The sequence below is a fragment of the Flavobacterium sp. RHBU_24 genome, from assembly GCF_046613695.1.
Lineage (GTDB): Bacteria > Bacteroidota > Bacteroidia > Flavobacteriales > Flavobacteriaceae > Flavobacterium.
The window spans coordinates 13,537-39,215 of record NZ_JBKJHD010000015.1; the positions used below are offsets into that span (position 1 = coordinate 13,537).

Sequence of the window (25,679 nt, forward strand, 5' to 3'; positions counted from 1 at the left end):
TCCCCGCAATGGAAATCCTGAAAAACTACCCGCTACAACACCTCAATACTTTTGGCATTGCCGCCGCTGCAAAAGAGTTTGTGTCGGTAACCTCTGTAGCTGAACTTGCCGAAGTGCTGAAAGAGAACGCGGGCAAACCACTTTTTATATTAGGCGGCGGCAGCAACATGCTCCTTACGCAGGATATTAACGCACTGGTAATACACATTAATATAAACGGTATCGAGGTTGTTTGGCAGGACGAGAACACGGTGCATATTAAAGCCATGGCCGGTGAAAACTGGCACGGGTTTGTGCAGTACTGTATTAGTAAGGGTTACGGCGGTATTGAAAACCTGTCGCTCATTCCCGGTAACGTGGGCACTACCCCTATACAGAACATAGGCGCCTACGGCACCGAAATTAAAGACACCATGGTAAGCTGCGAGGGTATGAACATCGCAACGCAGCAGCTTACCACGTTTACAAATGAAGAATGCGAATTTGCTTACCGCGAAAGCGTTTTTAAAGGCAGGCTTAAAGGGATGTATGTAATTACGTCGGTTACGTTTGCCCTCACCAGGACCCACCATAAAATAAACACCTCATACGGCGATATAGCTGCCGAGCTGGCTAAACATAGTATTAATGTACCTACTATTAAAGATGTGGGGGCGGCCATAACCGCCATCCGCCAAAGCAAACTACCCGACCCGAAGGAACTGGGCAACAGCGGCAGCTTCTTTAAAAACCCCATTATTTCGGCAGAGCAGTTTGAGAAACTGTACGTAAAGCACCCGCAGATGCCACATTATATCCTAAATGAGTTTGAAGTGAAAGTACCTGCCGGATGGCTCATAGAGCAATGCGGTTTTAAAGGCAGCCGTTATGGCGATGCCGGGGTACACGCACGCCAGGCACTGGTACTCGTTAACTATGGTAACGCTACCGGCGCTGAACTACTGGCGCTTTCTAAAAAAATACAGGATACGGTTCTTGATACGTTCGGGATTGCTATCGAGGCCGAGGTTAATGTGGTTTAAGTTGAGTTTTCGGTTGCCTCCTTACCCTTTCAGCTCATAAACAGCCAAAACCGGGCACAAATAAAACTGCAAACCGAACACTGTACACTGAATACTTTTAACTAATTTTGCGGCAAAATTAAATTGCCTGTATGACAATAATTATTTTTTATGTTTTTGTCTGTGTCATAATACTGCAACTTGCTTATTACCTGGGCATATTTGGTAAATTCATCTTTTCCGGGCAGCAGCAGGTTACACAGAAAAAACTTCCCGTTTCGGTTTTGGTACTGGTTAAAAACAACCACAAAAGCGCGCAAAAACTCATTCCGCAGCTGGTAAGCCAAAATTACCCTGATTTTGAAGTGGTGATAATCGACAATGCTTCGGGCGATGAAACCATCGACGCGCTTGAGGAACTTGAAAAAGAGCATACCAATGTGCGCCTCATAAAAGTAGAAAACAACGAGGCCTTTTGGGGCAATAAAAAATACGCGTATACCCTGGGCATCAAAGCCGCCCGCAAAGAATACCTGCTTTTTATTGATGCGGAATATGAGCCCGCCTCATCTGACTGGATTATGCACATGGCATCGCAATTTACCCTAAATAAAACTATTGTTTTGGGCTTTAGTGCCTACAGGCTGGTAAAAAATTCGCTGTTAAACAAACTCATCCGGTTTGATGCGCTAATTAACGCAACACAATGCTTTGCCTGGGCTAAGCTGGGCGCGCCCTACAGCGGCGATGGCCGCAACCTGGGCTATAAGAAAGAAGAGTTCTTTTCGCGAAACGGCTACATCAACCACATGAACATCCGCACGGGCGAAGATTCGCTTTTTATAAACGAAGCCGCCACACCTAAAAATACCGCGGTGTGCTACACGCCCGAAAGCTTTACCCACGGCGATGCCCCTGCAAAGTTTAGCAGCTGGATACATGAGAAACGTAAGACTGCCTACACGCTTTCGTTCTTTAAAACCGCCGACCAGGTAAAACTGAAAATATTCGTGTGGCTACAGGCACTTTTTTTTATACTAATGGCAACACTGCTCATACTGCAGTTTAACTGGATGATACTGGTGCCGGTAATTGCCTTCCGCTACCTGCTGTGCTGGATAGTAATGGCGCAAAGCGCGGCAAAACTTAATGAAAAAGACACCATTTACTGGTTTCCGTTTATGGAAATATTGCTTATCTTCACACAACTTTATGTAGTAATGGTTAACGCATTTTCAAAAAAGGCACATTGGCAATAAACTCCCAGCGTATTCAGGAAAACATAGAAAAAGCTAAAACAGGCGACCAGGTTGCCTTTACCTTTTTGCTCGATTTTTACTGGAACGAAGTATATGCCTTTATGCTGAAGCGCACCCAGAACGAAACAGATACCGAGGATATTGTGATAGAAACCTTCGCCAAGGCTTTTGACCGTATTATAACCTATAATCCGGAATACGCTTTTAATACCTGGCTCATTGCCATTGCAAAAAATGTGCACATCGACCTGCTGCGCAAAAAGAAATCGTCGCTTTTTGTAGAAACTACCGAAGAGCAGGAGCGCAGCGCCCGCAATATTGCCGACAGCTCCCCCACGGCCGAGGATGAAATTATTAAGGAGCAAAACCTGTCGCGGCTTTTGGGTTGTATTAGGCAGATGAAACCCCAGTACCAGGAGGTGTTACAGCTGCGTTATTTCCAGGAAATGAGTTACCAGGAAATAGCCAGCCAGCTCAATGAGCCGCTTAACAACATTAAGGTAAAAATTCTACGGGCAAAAAAATTGTTGCTCGAAATACTTAAAAAGTAATTTTATATTCCACTTTATTTTTCATTATATTCCACTTTTCTTACCATTATCTTCCACTTTACTTTCACTATATTCCACAATGTGAAAACAGTTTGTGCAATGTCAGCTGTTTTTAACAAACATCGCCGTCAAGCTGTTTTTAGGTACACATTTTTCCCGCCATTTTCACCAAGTCAACTACCCGTTTTACCCATTCTGCAAAAAAGGTTTTAATAAGCGGGGTACCTTTACTATGTAATCATCACCCATTACAATAAATAGTGAAACAATTTACAAACCTAAAACCTTTTGTATTATGTCAAAAATAAATGTATTCGATAAAGGCTGGATTGACCTCGTATTCGAGGGGCGCAACAAAAGCTACGGCGCCTACGAACTGCGCAAAAACGATTCTAAAACCACCATGATTGCCCTTTTTAGCGGCATTGCACTTATGGCTACGGCGGCGGCAATTCCGGTGGGGATAAATTATTTCAATCCCACCGCACAGGCAGATGTTATAGACTCAAAAGACAAAATCATACAGGTAGATAATCTTCCGGAAGAAGAAATTTTTGTACAACCCGAGCCGCCTAAAGTAGAACCCCCTAAGCCCGAACCTATAGAACAGGCCGCTGCCCCCGCGCCACCGGCAGAAAACACCATAAAGTTTAACGAAAAACTTGTAGCCACCAGCGAACCGGTACCAGACCCTCCGCATGTTGACGATTTTAAAAACGCCAGGCCCGGCCCGGAAACCCTGGAAGGAAAACCCGGCGGAAACCCTATGAGTGTAAGCCCGGGTGTTGAAGGCGGTACGGGTAACAACCCTAAAGCCGTAGAACCGGAAGGTACTACCGATGCAAATATGGTAGACGTAATGCCGGTATATCCCGGGGGTATGGAGGCTTTTTACAGGGAAATAGGCCGCAAGTACCGGGTGCCGGATGCAGACCCCATGACGGCTAAAGTTTATGTATCGTTTGTAATAGAGAAAGACGGCAGCATGACCAATGTAAAGATACTGCGCGACCCTAACCAGAGCCTCGGCCTGGGCAAAGAAGCCCTACGTGTACTTAACAGCATGAAGGCCTCGTGGAAGCCGGGCATAAAGAACGGCAAGCCGGTGCGCACCGCTTACAACCTTCCCATAACTGTTACCATACACTAAAAACTAAAGCCCCTCGCGGGGCTTTTTATAGATAGAAAAATAGGTATACATACGGTTTATTTTTGTATTTTGGTTGGCTTAAAAACCAACAATGCATTTAAAATACCTAACCTTTAGTATTGCAGCAGCTTTTATTTCCTGGATTGCAGGTATGATTATTACTGAAATACTAAAAAGAAGCGGGCAATACCACAAACTGGCAAACCTTAACTACATTACCAGCGAAAAAGCAAACAAATACCTGGGCTTGGACGCGTTTAAGTGGGTTGTTAAAAACACGTTTTTTAAATATTTCAACCCCAAATTGACCCTTAAAAACAAGGTGGAACTGCAACGCCTGGAAGAACTTCGCGCCGAAATGACCTTTTCAGAAATAAGCCACCTAACGGCATTTTGCTCGGTATGTGTGCTGGCGCTGCTAAAAATAATCAAGGGCGAATTTATATTTGCGGCAGTCATTACCGCGGTTAATATACTCATGAACCTGTACCCCTCCCTGCTGCAACAACAAAACAAAAGGCGTATAGATAAATTCCTGAATAAGCTTAAACTTAGGGGTATTTAATAATGCTGCTGTATACATTTATCTATATGAAACTCCGGCATAGCAAACGGCAAGACGGTGCGCATCGCTTACACCCTTCCCATAACCGTTACCATACACTAACCCACCATATTTAAATAGCAAAGCCCCTTTCGGGGCTTTTTTTATAACGTTCAGCTTCTCTTATTCAATCAGCTTTTCTTTATTCAAACGCTACAGGCAGTGTAGTTTTAGGTATTTTAATAATGTGGTAAGGCTGCGTCATTACCGTGGTGGCATTGCCGCCCTCCGGCCCGCTGCTGTTTACATCTACCGTTACCGCTGCACCGGTTGTGGCTACCGAAACAACATCAATAAAATGCCCGCCGTTGGGGCGTATAGGGTCAAAAGCGGCAATTACGGTAAACTGCGAGAAGTCTACATCGGCATTAAAACCTTCCGGCAGCGGGTTTACCGCAGCCATCTGGGTCAGCAAGGCCTGCCAATCGGCATCAGCATTTATAACAAGGTTGCCGCCCTCAATATTCTCGGCGCCATTACCGTATAAATCACTTTTCCCCACCTGGGAAAATTCAATGGCAACAGGGTCGGTAGTTAGGGTATTAGCCCCATCATCCTGGCAGCCGGTAGCGGCAAAAGCCAAAGCAGCAAAAAGCACAATTTTTTTCATAGCAAATGATTTAAATTTAAATGGTTAATGTAAGAATTTTTCTTTTAAAAACAACTAAAACGTTTTATACCCTACCCGAATCTTTCAATTATTTCTAATCAATATACCACCAGTCATGTATACACGATTCATATCCTACTTGATTGTTAATTACAATTTCAGAATATTTATAGTCGGTGAAAGAAGAACCAAAAATATAGTGAACCCCATTAAAACTTGATTGAACATGCGATTGATATTCTAATTTATTTTCTGTCAGACACCCAAAAAACAGCTTATCAAAATCTTTAGAGGATGGAATAATCCTTAAGCCTACAGCCATTAATTTGTTGTTTTTAAAATAATAAATTATATAGCTGCCAATAGTGACTAACTGATCAAGATTATGTGAATGTAAATATGAATAAATCTCTTGAAACATCCTTGAATCCTGTACGTACCTCCAATAATATCTTATTGAAGAATCATTTGAACATTCTATTGCCTCTGGCAATTTCTCATAATCAAATATCATATCTGATTTATTAAATTCGTATGACAATATTTGTTCTATTGAGCTATTAAACTTTACCTTTAGGAGCATTGATTTAATTGCAAAAATAAAATCCTCGTTATCTATAAAATTACCATTCGTTGTAACCTTCTCATCATTTACTCCTCCAATTTTATCTCTAACTATAAGTTTTATTACGCTTGGAAACTTGTTTTTATTATATAACTTCCCATACGATATCCCCAAACTTGGCTCTTGTATCTGAACAAAAACTGAATTTGAGGTCGGATTATTAATTTCTAATCTTACATATCCACTATTGTTAGAAATAGCTTGGGCTTCATTAATAAAGACTTTTGCATTTATAATCGATTTATTAGATAGTGAATCAAATAGTATAGTGGTTAGAGTAATAGTATTACTTCTTTTGCTTACTGTTTTAATTTTATTTACCTCTTTATTTTCAGAAATGGGTTGTTTAACTAAATAAAATTTATCAGGAACGTCAGGCTGAATAGGCCTTATCTCAGTTTTAGTTTTATATAAAGGATGGCTGATTATAACGCTCATAGATTTCAATTTATCTGTTGCTTTTATAGTAATTCTTGCAGTAAAATAACCAGTATCATCTGTTGATATATTATATTTACTTATAGTTTTTGATATAGTTATTTTCGCATTACTAACTGGTTTATTTGTTGATGAATCATAAACGTAGCCTTTATACAAAATTTCGCTACTTTGTAAAATTTTAGCGAATCCATAGATATTATTAAAAAGTAATATCAAATAAATAATAAATTTCATGATAGATATTTTTTAGCCTTTTTATGGAATCATAATTTTTATATCACCTTTAGTTGAAAAGGTTTCTTCATGTGCTGTGTGATTCTGATGGGTAACTCTAAGTATGAAAAAATCCGCTTTATCAGGAAATGTAAAACAGAATTCTCCATTTGCATCTGTTGTTTCACTTCTTGGAGTGTTAACTATAGATACTCTTGCATTAACAATAGGACTATCATTTAAGTCTACAACTCTTCCACATGTAAGATGATGCTCGTCATTAGAATCATCATTTCTTTTATAAACAGAATGAAAATATGCGCCAATAACAACTGCAATAGCACCAATAATCGCAACAATTATTTGAGTTGAACTTTTTGAGGCCATAAATTATAAAATTTTAATTAAAACATTAAAAATACTCAACACTAAGCCCAACTATATCCATCTGAAAATAAACACAATAAGGCAACATCCATCACTTCAAAAATAATAAATTTAAAGAAACATCTTGTTAAATGATTAAAAAATTTTCATTACTGTTTGGCCGAATTATTTATTACAATATGTAGTATCTTTGTATCCTGATTTTGACTGTATGGAAACTGTTTTAGATACCAACAGGCCCGTAGCACAAAACGGCCTGCTTACACAAAAACCCAAATGGCTAAGGGTAAAACTACCCACCGGCCAAAAATATACCGAACTGCGCGGGCTTGTAGACAAATACAAGCTTAACACGATATGCACATCGGGCAGCTGCCCTAATATGGGCGAATGCTGGGGCGAGGGCACCGCTACCTTTATGATACTGGGCAATGTGTGCACGCGCTCGTGCGGCTTTTGCGGCGTAAAAACCGGGAGGCCCGAAACCGTAGAATGGGATGAGCCCGAAAAAGTGGCACGTTCTATTAAGATAATGAATATAAAGCACGCGGTTATAACCAGTGTAGACCGCGACGACCTTAAGGATATGGGCTCTATCATCTGGGCGGAGACCATTAAGGCCATACGCAGGATGAACCCCACCACTACCCTTGAAACCCTTATACCCGATTTTCAGGGCGTAACCCGCAACATCGACCGTATTATAGAGGTGCACCCCGAGGTAGTTTCACACAATATGGAAACCGTAAAACGCCTTACCCGCGAAGTGCGCATACAGGCCAAGTATGAGCGCAGCCTTGAGGTATTAAACTACCTTAAAACAAGCGGCATTAACCGTACTAAGTCGGGCATTATGCTGGGCCTTGGCGAAACTGAAGCCGAAGTACTGCAAACCATGGAAGACCTGCGCAACGTAAACCTTGATGTGCTTACCATAGGCCAGTACCTGCAGCCGAGCAAAAAACACCTTCCGGTAAAAGAATTCATCACGCCGGACCAGTTTAAGAAATACGAGACTATCGGACTTGAAATGGGCTTCCGCCACGTAGAAAGCGGCGCGCTGGTACGTTCATCATACAAAGCCCAAAAGCATATTCTGTAAATTTGTTTAATAGGCCTCACCCCAGCCCTCTCCAAATGAGAGGGAGCAGCTTCACTCGGCCCTAAGTGGCATCCTGGTCGTGCTAATATCATAAATTAAAACAATTACTTTATGGAACGTAAAACGTATACGGCAGACTTTGCCACACTGAAAAAAGCATACCTTGAAGTAAAAGGCTTTCTTGAAGAAGAAAGTTGGGAGAATGTAAAATCATTATCTACTACAGTAGAAAATGACCTCGGCCTTTACGGTGATGACAATTATTACATGCTCATAAAGTTCATAGACAAATATCAACTTGAAGAAGATGGTTTTGATTACAGTACCCACTTCCTTTCAGAAGGCGAATTATTCAATTCAGGCACTATGTTCCTTCATTTACTACTACTACCGCTTTACATCATCAAATTAATTTCTTTCGGAAAAATAAATCTGCTGCCGCCTCCGGGTTATTGGGACAGTGAAACTACCCCAAAACCACCGACCTTACTTTTGGCGATATGGTAGCCTGGTACCTGGCAAAAGACTTCAGGCACCGTGCCGATATGGATATACGTTTGGCTTCATCATTATAAAACCACCTTGCAAATCCCACAACTACATACCGAGCGCCTTACCCTTACCCTCGTTACCCCGCAGGTGCTGGACTATATTTTTGCCAGTTATGCGGATTGGCAACTTATGGAGTTCTTTGGGTACACCGCTCCCGAAGCGATGGAAAAAGAGCGTTACAGGCATACTAACGGGCTTACTACCTTTAATAAGTCAATTTTATATTTTATGCTGGCCGATAAAAGTACGAGCAAGGTTATAGGCTATTGCGGCTACCACACCTGGTATACCGACCATAACCGCGCCGAAATGTTCTATGGCCTGCACTCCGATGCCTATAAACAACAGGGCATCATGACCGAAGCGCTAAACACTATTATTCCCTACGGTTTTAACGAGATGAACCTGCACCGCATAGAGGCCATGACCGCTACCGATAATATGGCCAGCATTAATATGCTTTTAAAATTCGGATTTGTGCAGGAAGGCCTTTTGCGCGAGCATTACCTGGTGAATGGCGTAATGGAAGATTCAGTTATGTTTTCGCTGCTGAAATGGGAATATAATTTAATTTAGGAAATTTTACCACAAAGGCACAAAGGTTTCACTAAGAACACTAAGCTGTTCGGTTATAAAGTACACCATTAGTACACACCCGAGGACGAAGACCGAACTGACGAAGTAAAACTTTGTGTCCTTCCGCTAAAAGCGGTGTTCTTTGTGCGCATTGTGAAAATCTTTGCGGACCTTGTTGTAAAAATATTCAGGCATAATCTAATCCTTAATTTAGTACCTTTGAGTCCTTATTTTTCTACAGAAAAAATGAAAAAAACACAAATAGCCATCAACGGTTTTGGGCGCATAGGCCGCAACCTGTTCCGGCTGCTCTTAAACCACCCCACTATCAAAGTGGTTGCCATAAACGACATTGCCGATGCCCGCACTATGGCGCATCTTATAAAATACGACAGTATACACGGCGTGCTGCCTTTTGAAGTTTCGCATACCGAAGAATCTATTTTAATAAACGGCATCCCCTACCCTTATATCCGGCAGAAAAACGTTGCAGATATCAACTGGGCGGCGCATGATGTAGATATTGTTATAGAGTCAACCGGAAGGTTCAAAACCCTTGATGACGCCCAGCAGCATATAGATTCAGGAGCCAAAAAGGTGATACTCTCTGCCCCGCCTGAAGACGACCGCATCAAGACCGTGGTGTTAGGCGTAAACGAACACATACTGGACGGTACCGAAACCATAATTAGCAACGCCAGCTGTACCACAAACAACGCCGCGCCGATGATGAAAATCATCAATGAGCTGTGCGGTATAGAGCAGGCCTATATTACCACCGTGCACTCGTATACTACCGACCAGAGCCTGCACGACCAGCCACACAAAGACCTGCGCCGTGCCCGTGCCGCGTCGCAAAGTATAGTGCCCACCACAACCGGGGCTGCCAAGGCGCTGACCAAGATTTTCCCGGAATTTGTGGGCAAAATAGGCGGCGGCGGCATACGCGTGCCCGTGCCTGATGGCTCGCTTACTGACATTACCTGCTATGTGCGCAAGGAAGTTTCGATCGAGCAGATTAACGCCGCCTTTAAAGCCGCTGCCGACGGCCCGCTAAAAGGCATTTTAGCGTATACCGAAGACCCTATAGTATCGGTAGACGTGATAGGTAACCGCAACTCGTGCCTTTTTGATGCGCTGCTTACGTCGGTTATAGATAAAATGGTTAAGGTAGTGGGCTGGTATGACAATGAGATAGGGTATTCGTCGCGGATTATCGATTTGATAACCTATGTAAGCCGATAGGTTTCCCCTGCCAAAAACTTGTACATACCTCGCTAAATCTTATCTTTGCTACTAAAAACAACACACACGGTAATGAAAAACACATTAATTGCCCCTTCAGTGCTTTCGGCAGATTTTGCTAACCTGCAGCGCGACGTGGAAATGATAAATAACAGTGCCGCCGACTGGTTTCATGTAGACATTATGGACGGCGTTTTTGTGCCGAACATATCCTTTGGGATGCCGGTGCTGGAGGCCATTGCGCGCCATGCAAAAAAAACCATCGATGTGCACCTGATGATTGTAAACCCCGACCCTTATATTAAGACCTTCGCCCAGCTGGGAGCTAATAACCTTACCGTGCATTATGAGGCCTGCACCCACCTGCACCGCACACTGCAGGCCATAAAGGCAGAAGGAATGACAGCAGGCGTGGCGCTAAACCCGCACACACCCGTACACCTGCTGGAAGATGTAATTAACGATATAGGCGTGGTGTGCATTATGAGCGTTAACCCTGGCTTTGGCGGGCAGAGCTTTATAGAGCGTACCTATGATAAAATAAGCACCCTTAAAGAAATTATAGTGCGCAACAACGCGAGCACCCTTATAGAGGTAGACGGCGGGGTAAGCGACAAGAATGCCGTGCAGCTGGTAGAGGCCGGTGCCGATGTGCTGGTGGCGGGCAACTACGTGTTCCGGGCCAATGACCCTGTAGAGACGGTAGCCAAATTAAAACAACAAACCTGCTTTTAAGAGCGGGTTTTTTTATAGGTTTATTGGTTTTGCTGTTGACTTTACCACTTTTATACTTTCTACTTGCTTAACTGTAATTTATTTTCTTAAATAAACGTTAATTCATATTTTTTTTTACCTTTAGCCTCCGCGTAAACCAACGATTAAAAACAAAAATATGAAAAGCCTTTATATAGCCCTGGCGCTGCTTTTTGCCGCTAATGCATCTTTTGCGCAAACTAAGGAAACCGAGGCAGCCGATAAGCTGTTTGCGCGTTTTGAATATGTTGATGCGGCCAAGGAATACCTTAAGCTGGCCCAAAAGAAAAAAGACCCTTATGTTTACAAGCAGCTTGCCGATAGCTACTTTAATGTATTTAACTCTAAAGAAGCCGTAAAATGGTATGCCAAATTGGTAGAAGCAAAGCCCGATGCGGAAAGCTATTTTCGCTACGCGCAGATGCTGAAAGCCGAAGGTAAATATGAAGAGGCGAATACCCAGATGCAAAAGTTTGCAAAGCTGGCCCCGGCCGACCAGCGTGCGGTAACCTTTAACCAGGATCCTGACTACCTGCCCAAGCTGCGCAGCCAGGTAAAGCTGTATGACGAAAAAATACTGGCCATAAACGACGAAAAGTATGCCGACTTTGGTGGTATACTGGCTAATGACAATACCTTTTACTTTGCCAGCTCGCGTAATGTTTTACGTAAAAAATACGGCCGTAACGAAGAGCCTTACCTTGATATGTACAGCGCTGCTTACAGCAACGGCCAGCTGGGCGAACCCGTAGCCATAACCGATATTAACTCTAAGTGGCACGACGGCCCGGCAGCGGTAACCGGCGATGGCAACGTGATGTATTTTTCGAGCGAAAGCTATGTAAACGGCACCTTTGAGAAAGACGATTCAGGCCAGCGCACCGGCCTGATACACCTGTTTCGTGCCGAAAAGAAAGACGGTAAATGGACCAATATAAAACCCCTGCCCTTTAACGGGAAAACCTGGAGCACCGGCAACCCGGCCATAAGCAAGGATGGCAAAACATTGTACTTTGCCAGTAACCGCAAAGGCGCCATGGGAGGCAGTACCGATATATGGAAGGTAGCCGTTAAAGGCCCCAACAGCTATGGCGAACCCGAAAACCTGGGCCCTAAAATTAATACTGAAGGCCGCGAAAACTTTCCTTCTATAAGCGATGACGGCAAGCTGTTTTTTGCATCAGACGGACGCAAGGGCTTTGGCGCGCTCGATATTTTTATGATAGACCTGGTGCACAACGGCGAGGCTTTAAATGTGGGGCAGCCCGTAAACTCGGCACAGGATGATTTTGCGTTTACCTTTAACACCACCCAGAACATAGGCTTTTTTAGCAGCAACAAAGCCGGGAAGGACAACCTGTACCTGGCCATACCCGTATGTGGCGTAGAAGCCGTGGTTACCGTTAAGGACGAAGTAACCGGTAAAATTATACCTGCCGCTAAAGTAGCGATATTAGACGAAAAGAATAATGTGATAGAAACCCGCGAAACATCGGCAGATGGGGTATTAACCTATAGTGTAGACTGTAATAAAGCCTTTAAGCTGAAGGCCGATGCCACGGGCTATGAAACATCTATGGTAACGCTGCCATCCAGCAAAGGCGGTACGGTAGATATTACGGCAAACCTCTCCCCCCTCAGCAAGCTTATTGTAAACGGCAAGGTATTGCTTAAGCCCATTTACTTTGAGTTCAACAAAAGCTTTATTACCCAGGATGCCGCTACCGAGCTTAACAAGCTGGTGCAGATATTGCAAACAAACCCTACTATGGTTATCGACCTGAAGGCGCATACCGATACCCGCGGCAGCGAGGAGTATAACCTTAAGCTTAGCGACGAGCGCGCAAGGGCTACCGTGCAGTATGTAATTTCGCAGGGTATCGCACCGGAAAGGATTTCGGGTAAGGGTTACGGCGAAAGCGAGCCCCTGGTTAAATGCGGCGAAAACTGTACTGATGAGGAACACGCGCAAAACCGCCGTACCGATTTTATAGTAGTAAAAAACTAAATAACCAGATGCTGCCCTGCATCTATAAAAAAATATTTCCCGCAGAGGGAGTAAAAAAAATCCCGTTTTATTAAACGGGATTTTTTTTACATTTATGGCATGAACGAGTTTTATAAATCGTATACCGTAGCCCAGGCTACCCAAAAACTGGAAAGCTACTGTGCCTACCAGGAACGCTGCCACGAAGAGGTGCTTCAAAAACTGAAAAGCCTTAACATGATACCGCAGGCCATTGATGCCATTATAGCCCACCTGCTGGAACACAATTTTTTGAACGAAGAGCGGTATGCCCGTGCGTTTGCCAGGGGTAAGTTCCGCATTAAAAAGTGGGGCCGCCGCCGCATAGTTCAGGAACTCAAGCTGCGGGGCATATCACGGTATAACATTGAGGCTGCGCTTAAGGAGATAAACGATGAAGAATATATAGCGACCTTTAATGAACTTGCGGGCCATCTGTGGGAGATAAGCCGCGAAACCCAGTTGCTTAAAAAGAAAAAAAAGATTTTAGACGCGCTACTGCGCAAAGGTTATGAAAGCAACCTGATATTTGATAAGGTACAAGAGTTATCCAAATAGCAAATAATTATTTGTATGATTAATAAAACCGTGATTTTTTGTTAATTTAGCAAAATATTATTCCGTGTTTTATTAACCATGAATAATACTATTATGAAATACGTCCTTAGCCTTATACTTGTGTTGTTCAGCACACTTGCTTTTGCCCAAAACACTTATGATTTTGCAAAAGCCGAAAAAAATGCGCGCAAACTTGTAAGTATACAGCCCGACAGTGCGCTTGCCATTATAAAAAAAACACTCGCGCAGCAGTCTGTACACGACAGCGTTTATGGTGCCATGTATAATATTTATGGCATTTACTACGGTATGCGCGGTAATAACGATTCGCTTATCTACTACCAGAAAAAATCGATTTCCTATCTTGAAGAATATCCTGAGCTAAAGGCCGGCAGCCTTAAAAACCTAAGCATAGGGTACCGTAATAAAGGGGATTTTGAGTCGGCATTAACGCACATTAACCTGGCGCTCGAAATTAACCGGCGTATTAAAAACAATGTGGGTATTGCGGTAGATTACGGCGAAATAGCCAGTGTGTACAACACCATGTCTAACTATGAAAAATCTATTGGTTACCTCCTTAAGGGCATTGAGATACTGAAAAAAGAAAAAAAACAGGAAAAACTGCCAGCCCTGGAGCAAAAACTGGCCAATACCTACCTGGCACAGCGCAATTTTAAATTTGCCATAGATTTGTATACAGAGTGCCTGAAGGATTTTAAACGGCAGGGGCAAATGAAAAATTATTACCTCACGCTGGTAAACCTCGCGGAGGCAAAAATTCATGTTGACGATTATAACGGCGCAAAAAATTCGCTTGCCGAAGCCATAAAGGGCCTTGAAGAATTTGGCGATAAAAGCATGATAGGCATTTGCTATGCCAAGCTGGGTAATGCCGAGCAAAACCTAAAGCACCACCCGCAGGCGCTCGCAGCCTATAAAAAGGGTATCGATATTTTGTTGGAAGCCAAATCTAACCGCACTTTACGCATAGCATCAGAATACCTTGATTTGCTTAACCAGGACAAAAACTACAGCCAGTCGCTGGATATGGTGGCCCGTATAGACGGGTCAGGCCTGTTTGGTATCAGCCCTGACGAAGACCGTATGCTCTACAAAAAATCGGTAGGCGATGCCTATAGCGGGGCTCACAATAGCGAGGCTGCCATAAAAGCCTACCAGGAAACAATAAGGCTAAAAGACTCTATAGCCGCTACAGAGCGTCAAATGGCCATACGGGAGGTACAGGCAAAATTCCAGACCGAACTGCAGCGCGAAAAAAACGTGTCGCTGGAAGCTACCAACAAAGTGCTTGAAAAAGACCTGAAAACCGAACGTACGCTGGCACTGCTGTATGTTATAGGTGCGCTGAGCATAATTATAACGGTATTGCTGGCATTGCGGAGCTTCCGCCTTAAAAACCGCCTGCAAAATGAGGAGCTGAAAACGCTGGCCGCCGAAAAAAACATGATACAGCAGCAACACCAGCATGAGCAGGAACTGATAAACGCCCAGCGCGAAACAATTGACGAAAAACAGCGGGAACTTGCCAGCACGGCACTGCGTATGGCCAGTTTTCAGGATGGGGTAACACAGATAATAGAAAAGTGCAGCAGCGGCGAAATAAATAAAATTGCAGATATGAAAAAGGAACTGCAACTGCTGGCCAAACAGGAAGATTACTGGAAGCAGTTTGAAACCCGCTTTAACAATGTTCACCCGGAATTTGGCACATCGCTGCAAATGCGCTTTAGCAAGCTCACTAAAAATGATGTAGAATTTTGCTCGCTCCTCAAACTGAACCTCAGCAACAAAGAAATAGCCTCGCTGCTGCAGATAAGCCACGAAAGCGCCATTACCAAAAAATACCGCATCAAAAAGAAAATGGAAATTAATGATGATGAGGAATTTGAGCGCCTGCTGATGGAGATGTAGGCGATTATCCTATTCCGCTAAATCAAGATTTATACAGGTAGCAAACCGTTTGTGTTTATTGGGTACGCCAATAAATATCTTCCTTTTGTATGATACGCTATTCTATATATAGCCTTTAAAAATGCAAAAAAGCCCCCACAAGGGAGGCCCAACTATAATGGTTTTGTGGTTTAAAATGTAGTGCCATCCGGCTGGTAGGCAAACTTAAAGGTAAAGTAGCGCGATGGCGAATCGATTGTAGGATTAGCCGGTGCATTTTGGTAATAGCTTAGTATCTCCATCTTTGCATACTTTCCGTCGTGGGTTTTTATAAGCAGTATCCGGCCGGCCTTAGGGGTTATCAAATGGTTTGTGCTGTCATAAATATACCATCCGTTGTCGCTGCCTATGGGTATGGCATAAGTATCCGGCCCATCCTGTGTAAAAACGGCCGTTGCGGGCACCTGTGTTACCGAATTATACGTACCGGTAACAATACTTGCCGCGCCGGTACCGGTGCGCGCAGGCTCATCATCAATACCTATTTTATCGCCGCCGTTTATAAGCAGTGTGGTACCCCTAAAGGCAATATCCCAGTCGTCTCCGGTAACGGCAGCGTTTTGCGAAAAGCTGAATTTGGCAAAACTACCGCCCGAAGCACCGCCCTGGCCGCCGGTCTGGTTAGCAAAAAAGTTGCTAACGGTTACAGTTTCTACCGCCTGGGGGCCTGCGGGGGCGGCAACATCGTCATCACCACTGCACGATGAAACTAATAGTGCCGATGCGGCCAGGAACGCGGTTATAAAAATATTTTTCATGGTTTTATAGTGTGTTTAATTATTAAAAGTTGTACTGTACTTTAGCATACCACTGCCTCCCGGAAATGTTGCTTATCTGGGCTTCGTTTGTAAAATCGAGCAGGTTGTTTGCCCCCGCCTGTACCAGGAAATTTTTGCCAATGTGCTGTATTGCCGAAAGGTTTACTATAAAATACCCTGCTACAAAATTGTCATACTTGTCTATATAATCGTTGCCGTTTGTACTGGCAAGGCCGTATTTGCTCCGGTATACAACGCGTAATGAAAAGTCGGTTTTCCAGGGCTGCAGGGTATAGTACAGTTTCAGGTTAGCCGAATGCCTTGAACGGTTAGGCAGCCCAAAATAGTCGGAAGTTTTAAGCAGTACACTGCCGCTGGAGCCGTTAACGGCATATTCCTCCCCTGCTTTAATCCTGTCTATAACCCCCGGGTCTTTGGCAATAAGGTACTGGTAGCCTGCCGTAACCCTAAAATCACCGGCAAGCTTATAAGTGGCATTGGCCTCAAGGCCGTAGGTATTCACTTTGTTTACATTATAGTAGCTAAATACATTCTGGCCGTTGGTTTTATCGGCAACTATACGGGTATCTATAAGGTTTGAAATGGTGTTATAAAAAAGGTTACCCTCTGCGCTAAAACTGCCCTTTTTATAGCTTCCGCCAAAATTGTAATTTACTGAACTTTCGGCTTTAAGCGGGGTGCTAAAATCCAGGGGCAGGCGGCTTGATAATAATCCCTGTGCCTCCAGCTTATCAAGGTTCTCCTCTGCAACATTATAGCCCAGCACCGTATAGCCCACCGCAGCATTGTTAAAATCAAAATACAATTGCCTGAAATCGGGTGCCTTATAGCCGTAGCCCATAGATGTTTTTAGCGAAAAATTACCGCTAACGTCATAGCGCACGGCCAGCTTAGGGCTAAGCTGCGAGCTGTACCTGTTGTGGTTGTCAAACCGCGCGCCGGCAAGTACATTTAATTTATCGGTAGGACTGTAGTCGTATTGGGTATACACATACTGGCTGTTGAATATGGCCCGGTTTGCAAAATAAGAGCGGTTCAGCGTTTCATAATTCATGCCCACACCGGTGGTAAGCAGGCCCCTGCCCAGGTTAAGCATGCCGCGAAATTCAGGGCGCAAAAGCCACTGGTTGTAAAACGTATTGCCCTCATCATAGGGCTGGCCGTTATAATTTTCCAGGTATTGGTGGGTTTGGTAATTTGTGGTATACAGTTCATATTCGGTGCGAAAGCCACTACTCCACTTTTGGTCGAGGCGTAGCTGTGCGTTTACTTCATCAATTTCGGCATCACCTGTATAATAAATGCCTTCAACCGTTTGATTGTAATCCTGTTTTTGGTTAAACAGGCGCACCGAGGTGGTAAGTTTTACGTTGCCAGAAAAATCGTAAAACACCTTGGGCTGCAAGGTCGTGTTATTATAGGCTTCAACGGTCTTGGTGTCATCTGTATTCACCAGGTCGTAGCCATTTGTGGCAAAATGGTTGGCAAACACCGTACCGTAAAGCTTTTTTCTTTTAAAGTTCAGGGTAGCGTTGCCGTCGTGGGTTTCAAATGCGCCGTAACGGTAGGACACCGCCCCGTTTACACCCTCTTTTTCAGGCTTTTTTGTAATAATGTTTATTACCCCGGCCAGCGCTTCAGAGCCGTATAGCGATGACGATGCCCCTTTTACAATTTCGATACGCTCTATATTGCCCACGGTTATACGGCTAAGGTCAAACGTTCCGGCGCTGCGGCCCACCAGGGGTACGCCGTCTATAAGTATAAGGGTGTAGGCCGAATCGAGCCCCTGCATCTGCAGGCCTTCGCCGCCGCCAAAATCAGGCACGGTTACAAGGCCGGTTTGCTCAGCCAGTAGTTCGCTAAGGCGGTTTACCCCCGCCCGCATTATGGTGGCAGAGTCGATAACGGCGCCGGGCAGCGGTAACGATTGCAGGTTGCGGTTTGTTCTGGTTGCTGTAATAAATACTTCGTGCAGGGCTTCCGGCTTTATGCTGTCCTGTTTTTGCTCCTGCGCAAACGCGCCAAAACAAAGCAGGGGTATGCCTATAGCCAGAAATTTATTTAGAAGCATTATGAATTATTTTTTGCAAATATAACTTCTATTTTTATTTGTTCTAAATAAAATTAATATTTTTGTAGCCGATTATTACAACCTTTAAATAACAACATGATGAACAAAAAAATGCTCCTGTCGGTTACGGCTTTAGTGTGCGCGCTTACGGCCAGCAGCCAGGGAAACAAAAAAGAAGACATTAAGGCCATCAAATCGATGTGTGGCTGCTATGAAGTGGAATTTAATTTTACCGAAACCTTTGCGTATGCCAAAGACAGTGCCGGGTACCAAAAATCGCCTACAAAGCACGAGCATGCGCTGGAGTGGGTAGAACTGGTGGAAGACACCCCAAACAAACTGGTACTGCAGCACCTGCTTATAGTGGGCGAAGGGCCGGACGATATTGTAAAGCACTGGCGCCAGGACTGGATATATGAAAACACCGAGTTGCTGGCTTATGATAAAGGCCAGACCTGGAAATATAAAAAGCTAAACGCGAAGGATGTAAAAGGCCAGTGGACACAAAAGGTATACCAGGTAGACGACAGCCCGCGCTATGAAGGTACCGCTACATGGGCCTATATAGATGGCGTAACATCATGGACAAACATAACCGATGCGCCCCTGCCGCGCCGGGAGCACACCATACGCAAGGATTATAATGTTTTAAAACGCCGTAACATACACGCCATAACCCCCTATGGCTGGTCTCACGAGCAGGATAACGATAAGCTGGTGCGCGACGATAACGGAAACGATGTGGTGCTTGCCCAGGAAAAAGGCCTTGATAAATATAAAAAAGTGGCCGACAGCAAATGCTTGATAGCGCAAAACTGGTGGGCTAAAAACAAGGAACTCTGGAAAAAAGTGCGTACCAAATGGCAAACGGTAGCCGATAAGGATAAAGACATTGTGCTTAACGCGAAGGTTAAAAACAAAACGCTGTACTCTTACCTGTTTGACCTTAAGCCCGATGCCACACAGGCAGAAGTAGATACAATTATTGACAGCTTTATTGTAAGCAAATAATTTGAGTTGAGTTTAATCCAAAAAAAAGCAGCCCTTAACAGGCTGCTTTTTTAATGCTGTATTGTAAAAAAATTTAGATGCTGCCGCCTTCTGCGTGGCATGATTTTTTAGCTTCGGTGTGGCCTGAGCAGCAGCCTGCCTTTTTATCTTTGGCACAGCCTTCAGTAGCGGTAGCCTTTTTGTCGGCTTTGCTTTCTTTTGCCGCTTTTTTCTTTTTGCCTTTGTCTTTATCGCCAAAAGCCTTTGCATCAAAAAACGCTTTATCGCCAGACGTTTTTACATCAGATACCTTATAAGCGCCATCGGCAATTTTCTCAACGGTTTGCACAAAGGTTTCGGGTGTTTGCACGGCAGGGTCAAAAGAAATGGTAGCGGTTTTGCTGTCAAAGTCTACCTTGGCATCTTCTACCCCTTCCATATCGCTTAGTTTTTGCTCTATGGTTTTGGCGCAGCCCATCGGGCAGGTCATGCCGTCAATTTTAAAGGTAGTGGTTTCGGTTTTAGCATTTGCCGCGGTTTCCTTTACCTGGGCGCTGTCTGTAACCAGTTGTTCATTGGTTTCTATAGTACCGTCTTTAGCGGTGTCTTTACAGCTGGCAAATACCAGGGCAGCAGCAGCTATAAGCGAAAGTTTTTTTGCAAAATTCATATCGGTATACTTTTTAAATTAATAAGTGTATTATAATCAGGTTACAAATGTAATTAAAAACACAATGGATTGTAAAAACACGCCGCCGTTTTTTCGCTGCAAAAAATGCTGTCGTATCCTTGCTGCCAAAAAAAAATCCCGGGGCAAAACCCCGGGACCTCTATATAATGCTTTACCGGATTTAGAACGGCAAATCGTCGTGGTCTTCTTCCTTATAGTGGTTCGCCGGTTCAAAAGCGTCTTTAGGTGCTGCAGGCTGCTGTCCGTAATTTTGCTGCGGTGCCTGTCCGTAATTTTGCTGCGGCTGCTGGTATCCACCTTGTTGCGGCTGGCCATAGCCCTGCTGCGGCGCCTGCTGGTAGCCTTGCGGTGCCTGCTGGTAACCCTGCTGTGGCGCGTCGCCGCCCCTTTCTATCCTCCAGCCCTGTATGGCGTTAAAATATTTTGTTTCGCCCTGTGGGTTTACCCACTCACGGCCCCTAAGGTTAATAGAAACTTTTACGGGCTCGCCCACCTGGTAGTTGTTTAGCAGGTCGCACTTGTCCTGGGTAAATTCTATCATTATGTGCTGCGGGTATTGCTCATCTGTGGTAATTACCAATTCCCTTTTCCTGAAACCGTTTGCCCCAAAAGCCTTGGTTTCGTCAATCATCCTGATCCTTCCTGAAACTTCCATAATTTTGTTTTGTTTTTTCTGCCACACAGGCAGCAATCGTTACTATCTACTATTTAAAAATCTTTTTTTGCAAGCAGCAGCTTCCATGCGGTAGCCACCTCATTATCGTCAAGGTATTGCTTGGCGCGGCGCAGCTTCTTCTCCTCATCATCACCGCTTAAAAGCGCTTTTGCCTCAAAGCTCCCTTCTACAAATATAGCTATTTCTTCATCGGTAGGCAAGGTTTGGGTATTGCCCAGCCTGCCAAGGTCATTCCCATTAAAAACAGGGCTTTGCTTTATATAATCCGGTATGGCATCTACACCTATACCCAGCGTGGTAAGTGGTTTTTCTACTTCAAAAAGCCCCTCGCGCGAGCGTGAGTACCAGTTACCACCCAGCCGCGAAACCAGGTCTATCTTATACTGGTCTATCGCGCCGTTTTGGTCGAGTATGCTTTCATCTATATGCATTTTAAGCACCTCGCACAGCACCAGGTTACCGGCGCCGCCTTCATTTCCCAGCGAAATAATTTCATTTACACGGCACTCAAACTGCACCGGGGCCCCGGCCACGCGTGGCGGGGCCACCATATGGCTGGGCAGCATGGTAAAGCCGGCTTTTTCAAATTCGTTAACCCCGGCAGCATACTCCGTACTGCTTAGCGAGGTTTGCTCTACCATGTCAAAATTTACCACGTTAATAACCACTTCCCTGTTTAATTCCGCGTTCAGCAGCGTGTGTTTTACCGTGTTGTCCCTCACCCTTCGCGACGGCGAAAAAATAAGTATGGGCGGGTTAGTGCTGAACAGGTTAAAAAAACTAAAGGGTGAGAGGTTAGGCACCCCGTCTTTATCTACCGTACTGGCAAGCGCTATGGGCCTGGGCCCTACCGCACCCTGCAAATAACCATGGAGCTTAGGCGTAGGGGTTTCTTTCGGGTCTATGGTAAGCATCTATATTGTGTGTGTTTTAGCAAAGATACTTTTTCTAACTAAAGCGTTGTAGTATTTAACGCAGGTTGTTAATAAAATAAAGGCGGCATTTTTGCCGTTATTGTAACCCGCCTTACAACACCTATACTTTTACTATCTTTAGGGCGTAAATAACGTTGTATGCAAATTACCGACAAGAGGGCTTTAACCCGCTGGATTATTATAGGAGGTTCATTTTTAACGGTGGTTTTTATCATCTGGAACACCTACTACCTGTTCCAGATATTTAAAGAGGAGGAGCGTACCAAGATGGAGCTGTGGGCAAACGCCACCGAGTCGCTGCCCGAGGCAGACGGCAAGGCGCTTATAGCCCTTAGTACCATTATAAACAACAACACTACCATACCCATAATACTTACCGACAGTGAGGGAAAAATAAGCTCCTGGCGTAATATAGACGACCGCGTAATGAAAGACTCGGTACAGGCCTACACGCTGCTGGACGAACTTAAGTCGGGCGAAAACAAGCTGGCTATAGAATACCTGCCGGGCGAATTTCAGTATGCCTATTACGGCAATTCTTTTTTACTGGAGATACTTAAGTACTACCCCCTGGCCCTGGCTATTATAATACTGCTTTTTGGCGCGGTTATCTATAACTTTTACCGGGCTACCAAGGCAGGCGCCCAAAACCGCCTGTGGGCCGGTATGGCTAAGGAAACCGCACACCAGATAGGCACGCCATTATCATCACTTTTAGGGTGGATAGAGATAATGCGGGCCGATGATGTAGATGAAACCACCGTAAGTGAGATAGAAAAAGATGTACTGCGCCTGCAAACCATAGCCGACCGCTTTAGCAAGATAGGCAGCGAGCCGCTGCTGGAGGAACGCGACATAGTGGCCGAGACCGAGCGCTCGTTTGAGTACCTTAAAAGCAGGGCGAGCAAACAGGTAGCCTTTACTTTTAACGCGCCAAAACACCCGGTGCCGGTACTGCTTAACCCCGAACTGCACAGCTGGACAATAGAGAACCTTGTAAAAAACGCCATTGATGCCATGAAGGGCAAGGGTAGCCTTGACGTGAGCATAGAGGAGCGCGAAACCTATGTAAAAATAAAAGTAACCGATACCGGCAAGGGCATACCCAAGGCACAGTTCCGTAAGGTGTTTGAACCCGGGTTTACCACCAAGCGGCGCGGCTGGGGCCTGGGATTATCGCTTACCAAGCGTATCGTGGTAGAGTACCACAAGGGCCGCATTAAGGTCGCCCACAGCGAGCTGGGCAAAGGTACTACCATGCAGGTAAGCCTGCAAAAGGTGTAAATAAAAAAGGGCAAAACTAAACAGCTTTGCCATCAGAACAAGGTTGGGATAGCAATATAATTGACTACCTTGTATAAGTAAATTCGATACTATTACTGCTTACACCATCTCCGTCCATATCATATCCTGAAACTACAAGGGTGGAAGATGTGAGTTTTGTTATTATGAGAGATTCTGAACCGCCGATGGTAAGCCTTTTCCCCACTAAGGTATAGGTACCCGAATTATCGGAATGAAAAATACAATCTTCGAAATAGTATACAGATGTAATCGTGCCATCGGTGTTAAAAACTACGTAATCCCGAGAAGTAGGGCACAAGTTATCATGAAGGTACATCTGGCCATTGTCAGGGTATCTTGTACTGCTGCGAAACCACTTGCCAGAGGTTAGTTTAGATACATCAACTGCAGGTTCATTATTGTTATCATCAGAGCATGATGCGAATAGTAACACCGCCATAGCAAGGCCTAATAGTTTTTTCATGGTTGGTTTTTATTTAGTTGTCACTACCGCAAAAGTATAAAATTAGAGAAAACAAAAAAGGGCAAAACCAAACAGCTTTGCCCTTTTCAGTAATTTTTTACAAACCTATTAGTTAGATTTATACGTATCAGTAGTTGTAAAGGTAACACCGTTTAATGTTTCCTGATACTTTAAAACAAGCGTGCTTGCATCAAGTGTTTCTACAGTAGCAACATCAGTAGTACCATCAAGAACAGTAGTAACTGTATTACCACTTACGGTATACGTTCCTACATCTGAATCCGCTTCGCAGTCGCTGTAGTGGTATACATCAGTATACACCCCGGCCGTGTAAGTAACATAATCTTTTGATGTAGCACAATCGTGATCATACACTTCATTTGAAAGTTCCTGCCCTGCGGCTACAGTTTTAGAACTGCTGTAATACCACTTACCGGCTGTAAGTTTAGACATGTCTACTGAAGATCCTTTGTCATCATCTGAACACGACATAAGAAGGGCTGCGGCCATAGCAAGGCCAAGAATTTTTTTCATGGTTAGTTTGAATTAAAAAAATTGGTTAGTAATATCTACCGCAAATCTATATCTATTTTGCACAAAAGCAAACAAAAAAGCCGGCTATGCCGGCTTTTTACGGTTTTATCACAATTGTGGCTATAAATTTGCACTTATTTGTTTCGCCAGTGCTTCAAATTCATCTTTTGATAACGTTACCTTATCAATAAAGCGCATTTCGTCCATAGTATTTAGCGGTATAAGGTGCACATGCACGTGCGGCACCTCTAATCCTACCACGGCAACGCCCACTCTTTTGCACGGTACAGCTTTTTCGAGCGCTATGGCTACCTTACGGCTAAACCGCATCAGGCCCAGGTAATCTTCCTCGTCCATATCAAAAATTTTGTTTACCTCCTGCTTGGGTATGCACAGCGTGTGCCCCTTAGCATTGGGGTTAACATCTAAAAACGCCAGGTAGCGGTCGTCTTCGGTTATTTTGTAGGCCGGTATTTCGCCGTTTATAATTTTAGTAAATATGGTGCTCATGGGAGTATGTATAATTATGCCCTTGATATTTCAAGTACTTCAAACTTAAGGGTGCCGTTTGGCACTGTTATTTCGGCCACTTCCCCTACTGATTTGCCTAAAAGGCCTTTGCCTATGGGCGATGTAACCGATATTTTGCCTGACTTAAGGTCGGCTTCGCTTTCTGCTACAAGCGTATAGGTCATGGTAGTGCCGTTTGCCTGGTTTTTTATTTTTACGGTACTAAGCACCAATGCCTTAGAAAGATCTAACTGCGATTCATCTATAAGGCGGGCATTAGACACCAGCTCTTCCATCTTAGATATTTTAAGTTCCAGCAGGCCCTGGGCCTCTTTCGCGGCGTCATACTCTGCATTTTCAGAAAGGTCGCCCTTATCCCTTGCCTCGGCTATGGCCGCACTGGCTTTAGGGCGTTCTATGCTTTTTAGCTGGTCCAGCTCATCCCTCAATTTTTTTAACCCCTCTGCGGTGTAATACGATACTGTACTCATAACTTCGTCGTTTATATAAATAGAAAAAATCCCAACAGCGCGGGATTTCTTTATTCAAAGATAATATATTTTTATTAAACCTGTTTTTTATTCTGCTATTGCAGCCACCAAAGTTAATTAAATTAAATTTGTATCATAATTTTTACATCCCTTTTTAAAATTGCCATGAAAAAATTCCTTGTGCTCCTTTTGCTAACGCCGGTTTTCTGGGCGTGCAGCAATGATGATTACCGCTATACCACGCGCTACCTGCCTAACTATAACTTTAGTATAGATATAGACATGAGCCTGCCCCTGTATACCGACCTGCTGTATACCGGTAATGCCAAAAAGATAACCGTAGCCGGCATAGGCATAAACGGGGTTATTGTAATGAATACCGGCAGCGGGTATGCCGCATGGGAGGCCAGCTGCCCTAACCAGGAACTGAGCAGCTGCTCCGGCCTTACCGTAAACGGTGTAAACGCGGTATGCCCCTGCGATGAGGTAGCATACAGCCTGTTTACCGGGCAGGCCACCACGCCGGTAGAGTTTCCGCTAAAGCCGTACCGGGTTGCGGTAGTAAGCCAGAATGTTATCAGGGTGTATAATTGATGTGAGGTAC

At 44.3% G+C, this 25,679-nt stretch carries 28 protein-coding genes; 16 read left to right on the top strand and 12 right to left on the bottom strand.

The window, feature by feature from the left end; genetic code table 11:
• Nucleotides 1–8 precede the first annotated feature (8 nt).
• From murB to ACLI09_RS13865, 5 genes are all read left to right on the top strand, one after another.
• Nucleotides 9–1,022: a UDP-N-acetylmuramate dehydrogenase gene (gene murB / locus ACLI09_RS13845; RefSeq protein WP_411420227.1), complete on the top strand. Its 1,014-nt coding sequence runs from the start codon at nucleotides 9–11 to the stop codon at nucleotides 1,020–1,022.
• 131 nt (nucleotides 1,023–1,153) lie between these two features.
• On the top strand, nucleotides 1,154–2,260 hold the full coding sequence (locus ACLI09_RS13850; protein ID WP_411420228.1) for a glycosyltransferase: 1,107 nt from the start codon (nucleotides 1,154–1,156) through the stop codon (nucleotides 2,258–2,260).
• A complete protein-coding gene (locus tag ACLI09_RS13855) occupies nucleotides 2,251–2,811 on the top strand; it encodes an RNA polymerase sigma factor (RefSeq protein ID WP_411420229.1) in 561 nt (186 codons plus the stop codon). The genes ACLI09_RS13850 and ACLI09_RS13855 overlap by 10 nt, the downstream gene beginning before the upstream one ends.
• A 295-nt stretch (nucleotides 2,812–3,106) precedes the next feature.
• Nucleotides 3,107–3,961, top strand: a complete 855-nt coding sequence (locus ACLI09_RS13860; RefSeq protein WP_411420230.1) for an energy transducer TonB — start codon at nucleotides 3,107–3,109, stop codon at nucleotides 3,959–3,961.
• 91 nt (nucleotides 3,962–4,052) lie between these two features.
• Nucleotides 4,053–4,526, top strand: coding sequence for a hypothetical protein (locus tag ACLI09_RS13865; protein ID WP_411420231.1), 474 nt, complete (start codon nucleotides 4,053–4,055; stop codon nucleotides 4,524–4,526).
• 181 nt (nucleotides 4,527–4,707) lie between these two features.
• Here ACLI09_RS13865 and ACLI09_RS13870 read toward each other — a convergent pair whose 3' ends face one another.
• The 3 genes from ACLI09_RS13870 to ACLI09_RS13880 all read right to left on the bottom strand — a co-directional run bounded on the left by ACLI09_RS13870 (nucleotide 4,708) and on the right by ACLI09_RS13880 (nucleotide 6,841).
• A complete protein-coding gene (locus ACLI09_RS13870) occupies nucleotides 4,708–5,175 on the bottom strand; it encodes a protease complex subunit PrcB family protein (protein ID WP_411420232.1) in 468 nt (155 codons plus the stop codon).
• 94 nt (nucleotides 5,176–5,269) lie between these two features.
• On the bottom strand, nucleotides 5,270–6,475 hold the full coding sequence (locus ACLI09_RS13875) for a carboxypeptidase-like regulatory domain-containing protein (protein ID WP_411420233.1): 1,206 nt from the start codon (nucleotides 6,473–6,475) through the stop codon (nucleotides 5,270–5,272).
• 21 nt (nucleotides 6,476–6,496) lie between these two features.
• Entirely contained in the window at nucleotides 6,497–6,841 is a 345-nt protein-coding gene (locus ACLI09_RS13880; protein WP_411420234.1) for a carboxypeptidase-like regulatory domain-containing protein, read from the bottom strand.
• 211 nt (nucleotides 6,842–7,052) lie between these two features.
• Here ACLI09_RS13880 and lipA point away from each other — a divergent pair, with 211 nt between their 5' ends.
• From lipA to ACLI09_RS13920, 8 genes are all read left to right on the top strand, one after another.
• Nucleotides 7,053–7,943, top strand: coding sequence for a lipoyl synthase (gene lipA, locus ACLI09_RS13885; protein WP_411420235.1), 891 nt, complete (start codon nucleotides 7,053–7,055; stop codon nucleotides 7,941–7,943).
• A gap of 111 nt (nucleotides 7,944–8,054) precedes the next feature.
• Entirely contained in the window at nucleotides 8,055–8,450 is a 396-nt protein-coding gene (locus ACLI09_RS13890) for a hypothetical protein (RefSeq protein ID WP_411420236.1), read from the top strand.
• A gap of 75 nt (nucleotides 8,451–8,525) precedes the next feature.
• On the top strand, nucleotides 8,526–9,071 hold the full coding sequence (locus ACLI09_RS13895; protein WP_411420237.1) for a GNAT family N-acetyltransferase: 546 nt from the start codon (nucleotides 8,526–8,528) through the stop codon (nucleotides 9,069–9,071).
• A gap of 246 nt (nucleotides 9,072–9,317) precedes the next feature.
• The gene (gene gap / locus ACLI09_RS13900; protein ID WP_411420238.1) at nucleotides 9,318–10,316 is read left to right on the top strand and encodes a type I glyceraldehyde-3-phosphate dehydrogenase; all 999 of its coding nucleotides are present in this window, start codon (nucleotides 9,318–9,320) and stop codon (nucleotides 10,314–10,316) included.
• 72 nt (nucleotides 10,317–10,388) lie between these two features.
• Nucleotides 10,389–11,051 (top strand): ribulose-phosphate 3-epimerase, encoded by a 663-nt coding sequence (gene rpe, locus ACLI09_RS13905; protein WP_411420239.1) that lies wholly within the window; start codon nucleotides 10,389–10,391, stop codon nucleotides 11,049–11,051.
• A 157-nt stretch (nucleotides 11,052–11,208) separates the two neighbouring features.
• A complete protein-coding gene (locus ACLI09_RS13910; RefSeq protein WP_411420240.1) occupies nucleotides 11,209–13,077 on the top strand; it encodes an OmpA family protein in 1,869 nt (622 codons plus the stop codon).
• Between the two features lie 99 nt (nucleotides 13,078–13,176).
• Nucleotides 13,177–13,653 carry a regulatory protein RecX gene (locus tag ACLI09_RS13915; protein ID WP_411420241.1) on the top strand — a complete coding sequence of 159 codons (477 nt, stop codon included), beginning with the start codon at nucleotides 13,177–13,179 and terminating at the stop codon, nucleotides 13,651–13,653.
• A 78-nt stretch (nucleotides 13,654–13,731) separates the two neighbouring features.
• Nucleotides 13,732–15,588, top strand: coding sequence for a tetratricopeptide repeat protein (locus tag ACLI09_RS13920; RefSeq protein WP_411420242.1), 1,857 nt, complete (start codon nucleotides 13,732–13,734; stop codon nucleotides 15,586–15,588).
• A 170-nt stretch (nucleotides 15,589–15,758) separates the two neighbouring features.
• Here ACLI09_RS13920 and ACLI09_RS13925 read toward each other — a convergent pair whose 3' ends face one another.
• Both ACLI09_RS13925 and ACLI09_RS13930 read right to left on the bottom strand, forming a co-directional pair.
• Nucleotides 15,759–16,385: an HmuY family protein gene (locus ACLI09_RS13925; RefSeq protein WP_411420243.1), complete on the bottom strand. Its 627-nt coding sequence runs from the start codon at nucleotides 16,383–16,385 to the stop codon at nucleotides 15,759–15,761.
• Nucleotides 16,386–16,407: 22 nt separating this feature from the next.
• Complete coding sequence (locus ACLI09_RS13930) at nucleotides 16,408–18,480, bottom strand: TonB-dependent receptor plug domain-containing protein (RefSeq protein WP_411420244.1); 2,073 nt, start codon at nucleotides 18,478–18,480, stop codon at nucleotides 16,408–16,410.
• A gap of 96 nt (nucleotides 18,481–18,576) precedes the next feature.
• Here ACLI09_RS13930 and ACLI09_RS13935 point away from each other — a divergent pair, with 96 nt between their 5' ends.
• On the top strand, nucleotides 18,577–19,491 hold the full coding sequence (locus ACLI09_RS13935) for a DUF6607 family protein (RefSeq protein WP_411420245.1): 915 nt from the start codon (nucleotides 18,577–18,579) through the stop codon (nucleotides 19,489–19,491).
• A gap of 73 nt (nucleotides 19,492–19,564) precedes the next feature.
• On the opposite strand, the gene ACLI09_RS13940 is transcribed toward ACLI09_RS13935, so the two are convergent.
• From ACLI09_RS13940 to ACLI09_RS13950, 3 genes are all read right to left on the bottom strand, one after another.
• Nucleotides 19,565–20,140: a heavy-metal-associated domain-containing protein gene (locus ACLI09_RS13940; RefSeq protein WP_411420246.1), complete on the bottom strand. Its 576-nt coding sequence runs from the start codon at nucleotides 20,138–20,140 to the stop codon at nucleotides 19,565–19,567.
• Nucleotides 20,141–20,321: 181 nt separating this feature from the next.
• On the bottom strand, nucleotides 20,322–20,816 hold the full coding sequence (locus tag ACLI09_RS13945; RefSeq protein WP_411420247.1) for a DUF3127 domain-containing protein: 495 nt from the start codon (nucleotides 20,814–20,816) through the stop codon (nucleotides 20,322–20,324).
• Between the two features lie 53 nt (nucleotides 20,817–20,869).
• The gene (locus ACLI09_RS13950; RefSeq protein ID WP_411420248.1) at nucleotides 20,870–21,751 is read right to left on the bottom strand and encodes a flavin reductase family protein; all 882 of its coding nucleotides are present in this window, start codon (nucleotides 21,749–21,751) and stop codon (nucleotides 20,870–20,872) included.
• 159 nt (nucleotides 21,752–21,910) lie between these two features.
• On the opposite strand from ACLI09_RS13950, the gene ACLI09_RS13955 reads away from it, so the two are divergent.
• Nucleotides 21,911–23,056, top strand: a complete 1,146-nt coding sequence (locus ACLI09_RS13955; RefSeq protein WP_411420249.1) for a sensor histidine kinase — start codon at nucleotides 21,911–21,913, stop codon at nucleotides 23,054–23,056.
• A 64-nt stretch (nucleotides 23,057–23,120) separates the two neighbouring features.
• Here the strand turns inward: ACLI09_RS13955 and ACLI09_RS13960 are convergent, their stop codons facing one another.
• The 4 genes from ACLI09_RS13960 to greA form a co-directional block, all read right to left on the bottom strand.
• Nucleotides 23,121–23,540 (bottom strand): lipocalin family protein, encoded by a 420-nt coding sequence (locus ACLI09_RS13960; RefSeq protein ID WP_411420250.1) that lies wholly within the window; start codon nucleotides 23,538–23,540, stop codon nucleotides 23,121–23,123.
• A gap of 108 nt (nucleotides 23,541–23,648) precedes the next feature.
• Nucleotides 23,649–24,074, bottom strand: coding sequence for a lipocalin family protein (locus tag ACLI09_RS13965; RefSeq protein ID WP_411420251.1), 426 nt, complete (start codon nucleotides 24,072–24,074; stop codon nucleotides 23,649–23,651).
• Nucleotides 24,075–24,194: 120 nt separating this feature from the next.
• A complete protein-coding gene (locus ACLI09_RS13970; RefSeq protein WP_411420252.1) occupies nucleotides 24,195–24,584 on the bottom strand; it encodes an HIT family protein in 390 nt (129 codons plus the stop codon).
• Between the two features lie 14 nt (nucleotides 24,585–24,598).
• Nucleotides 24,599–25,075, bottom strand: coding sequence for a transcription elongation factor GreA (gene greA / locus ACLI09_RS13975; protein WP_411420253.1), 477 nt, complete (start codon nucleotides 25,073–25,075; stop codon nucleotides 24,599–24,601).
• Nucleotides 25,076–25,240: 165 nt separating this feature from the next.
• On the opposite strand from greA, the gene ACLI09_RS13980 reads away from it, so the two are divergent.
• Nucleotides 25,241–25,669, top strand: coding sequence for a Rieske (2Fe-2S) protein (locus tag ACLI09_RS13980; protein ID WP_411420254.1), 429 nt, complete (start codon nucleotides 25,241–25,243; stop codon nucleotides 25,667–25,669).
• The last annotated feature ends 10 nt before the right edge of the window (nucleotides 25,670–25,679 follow it).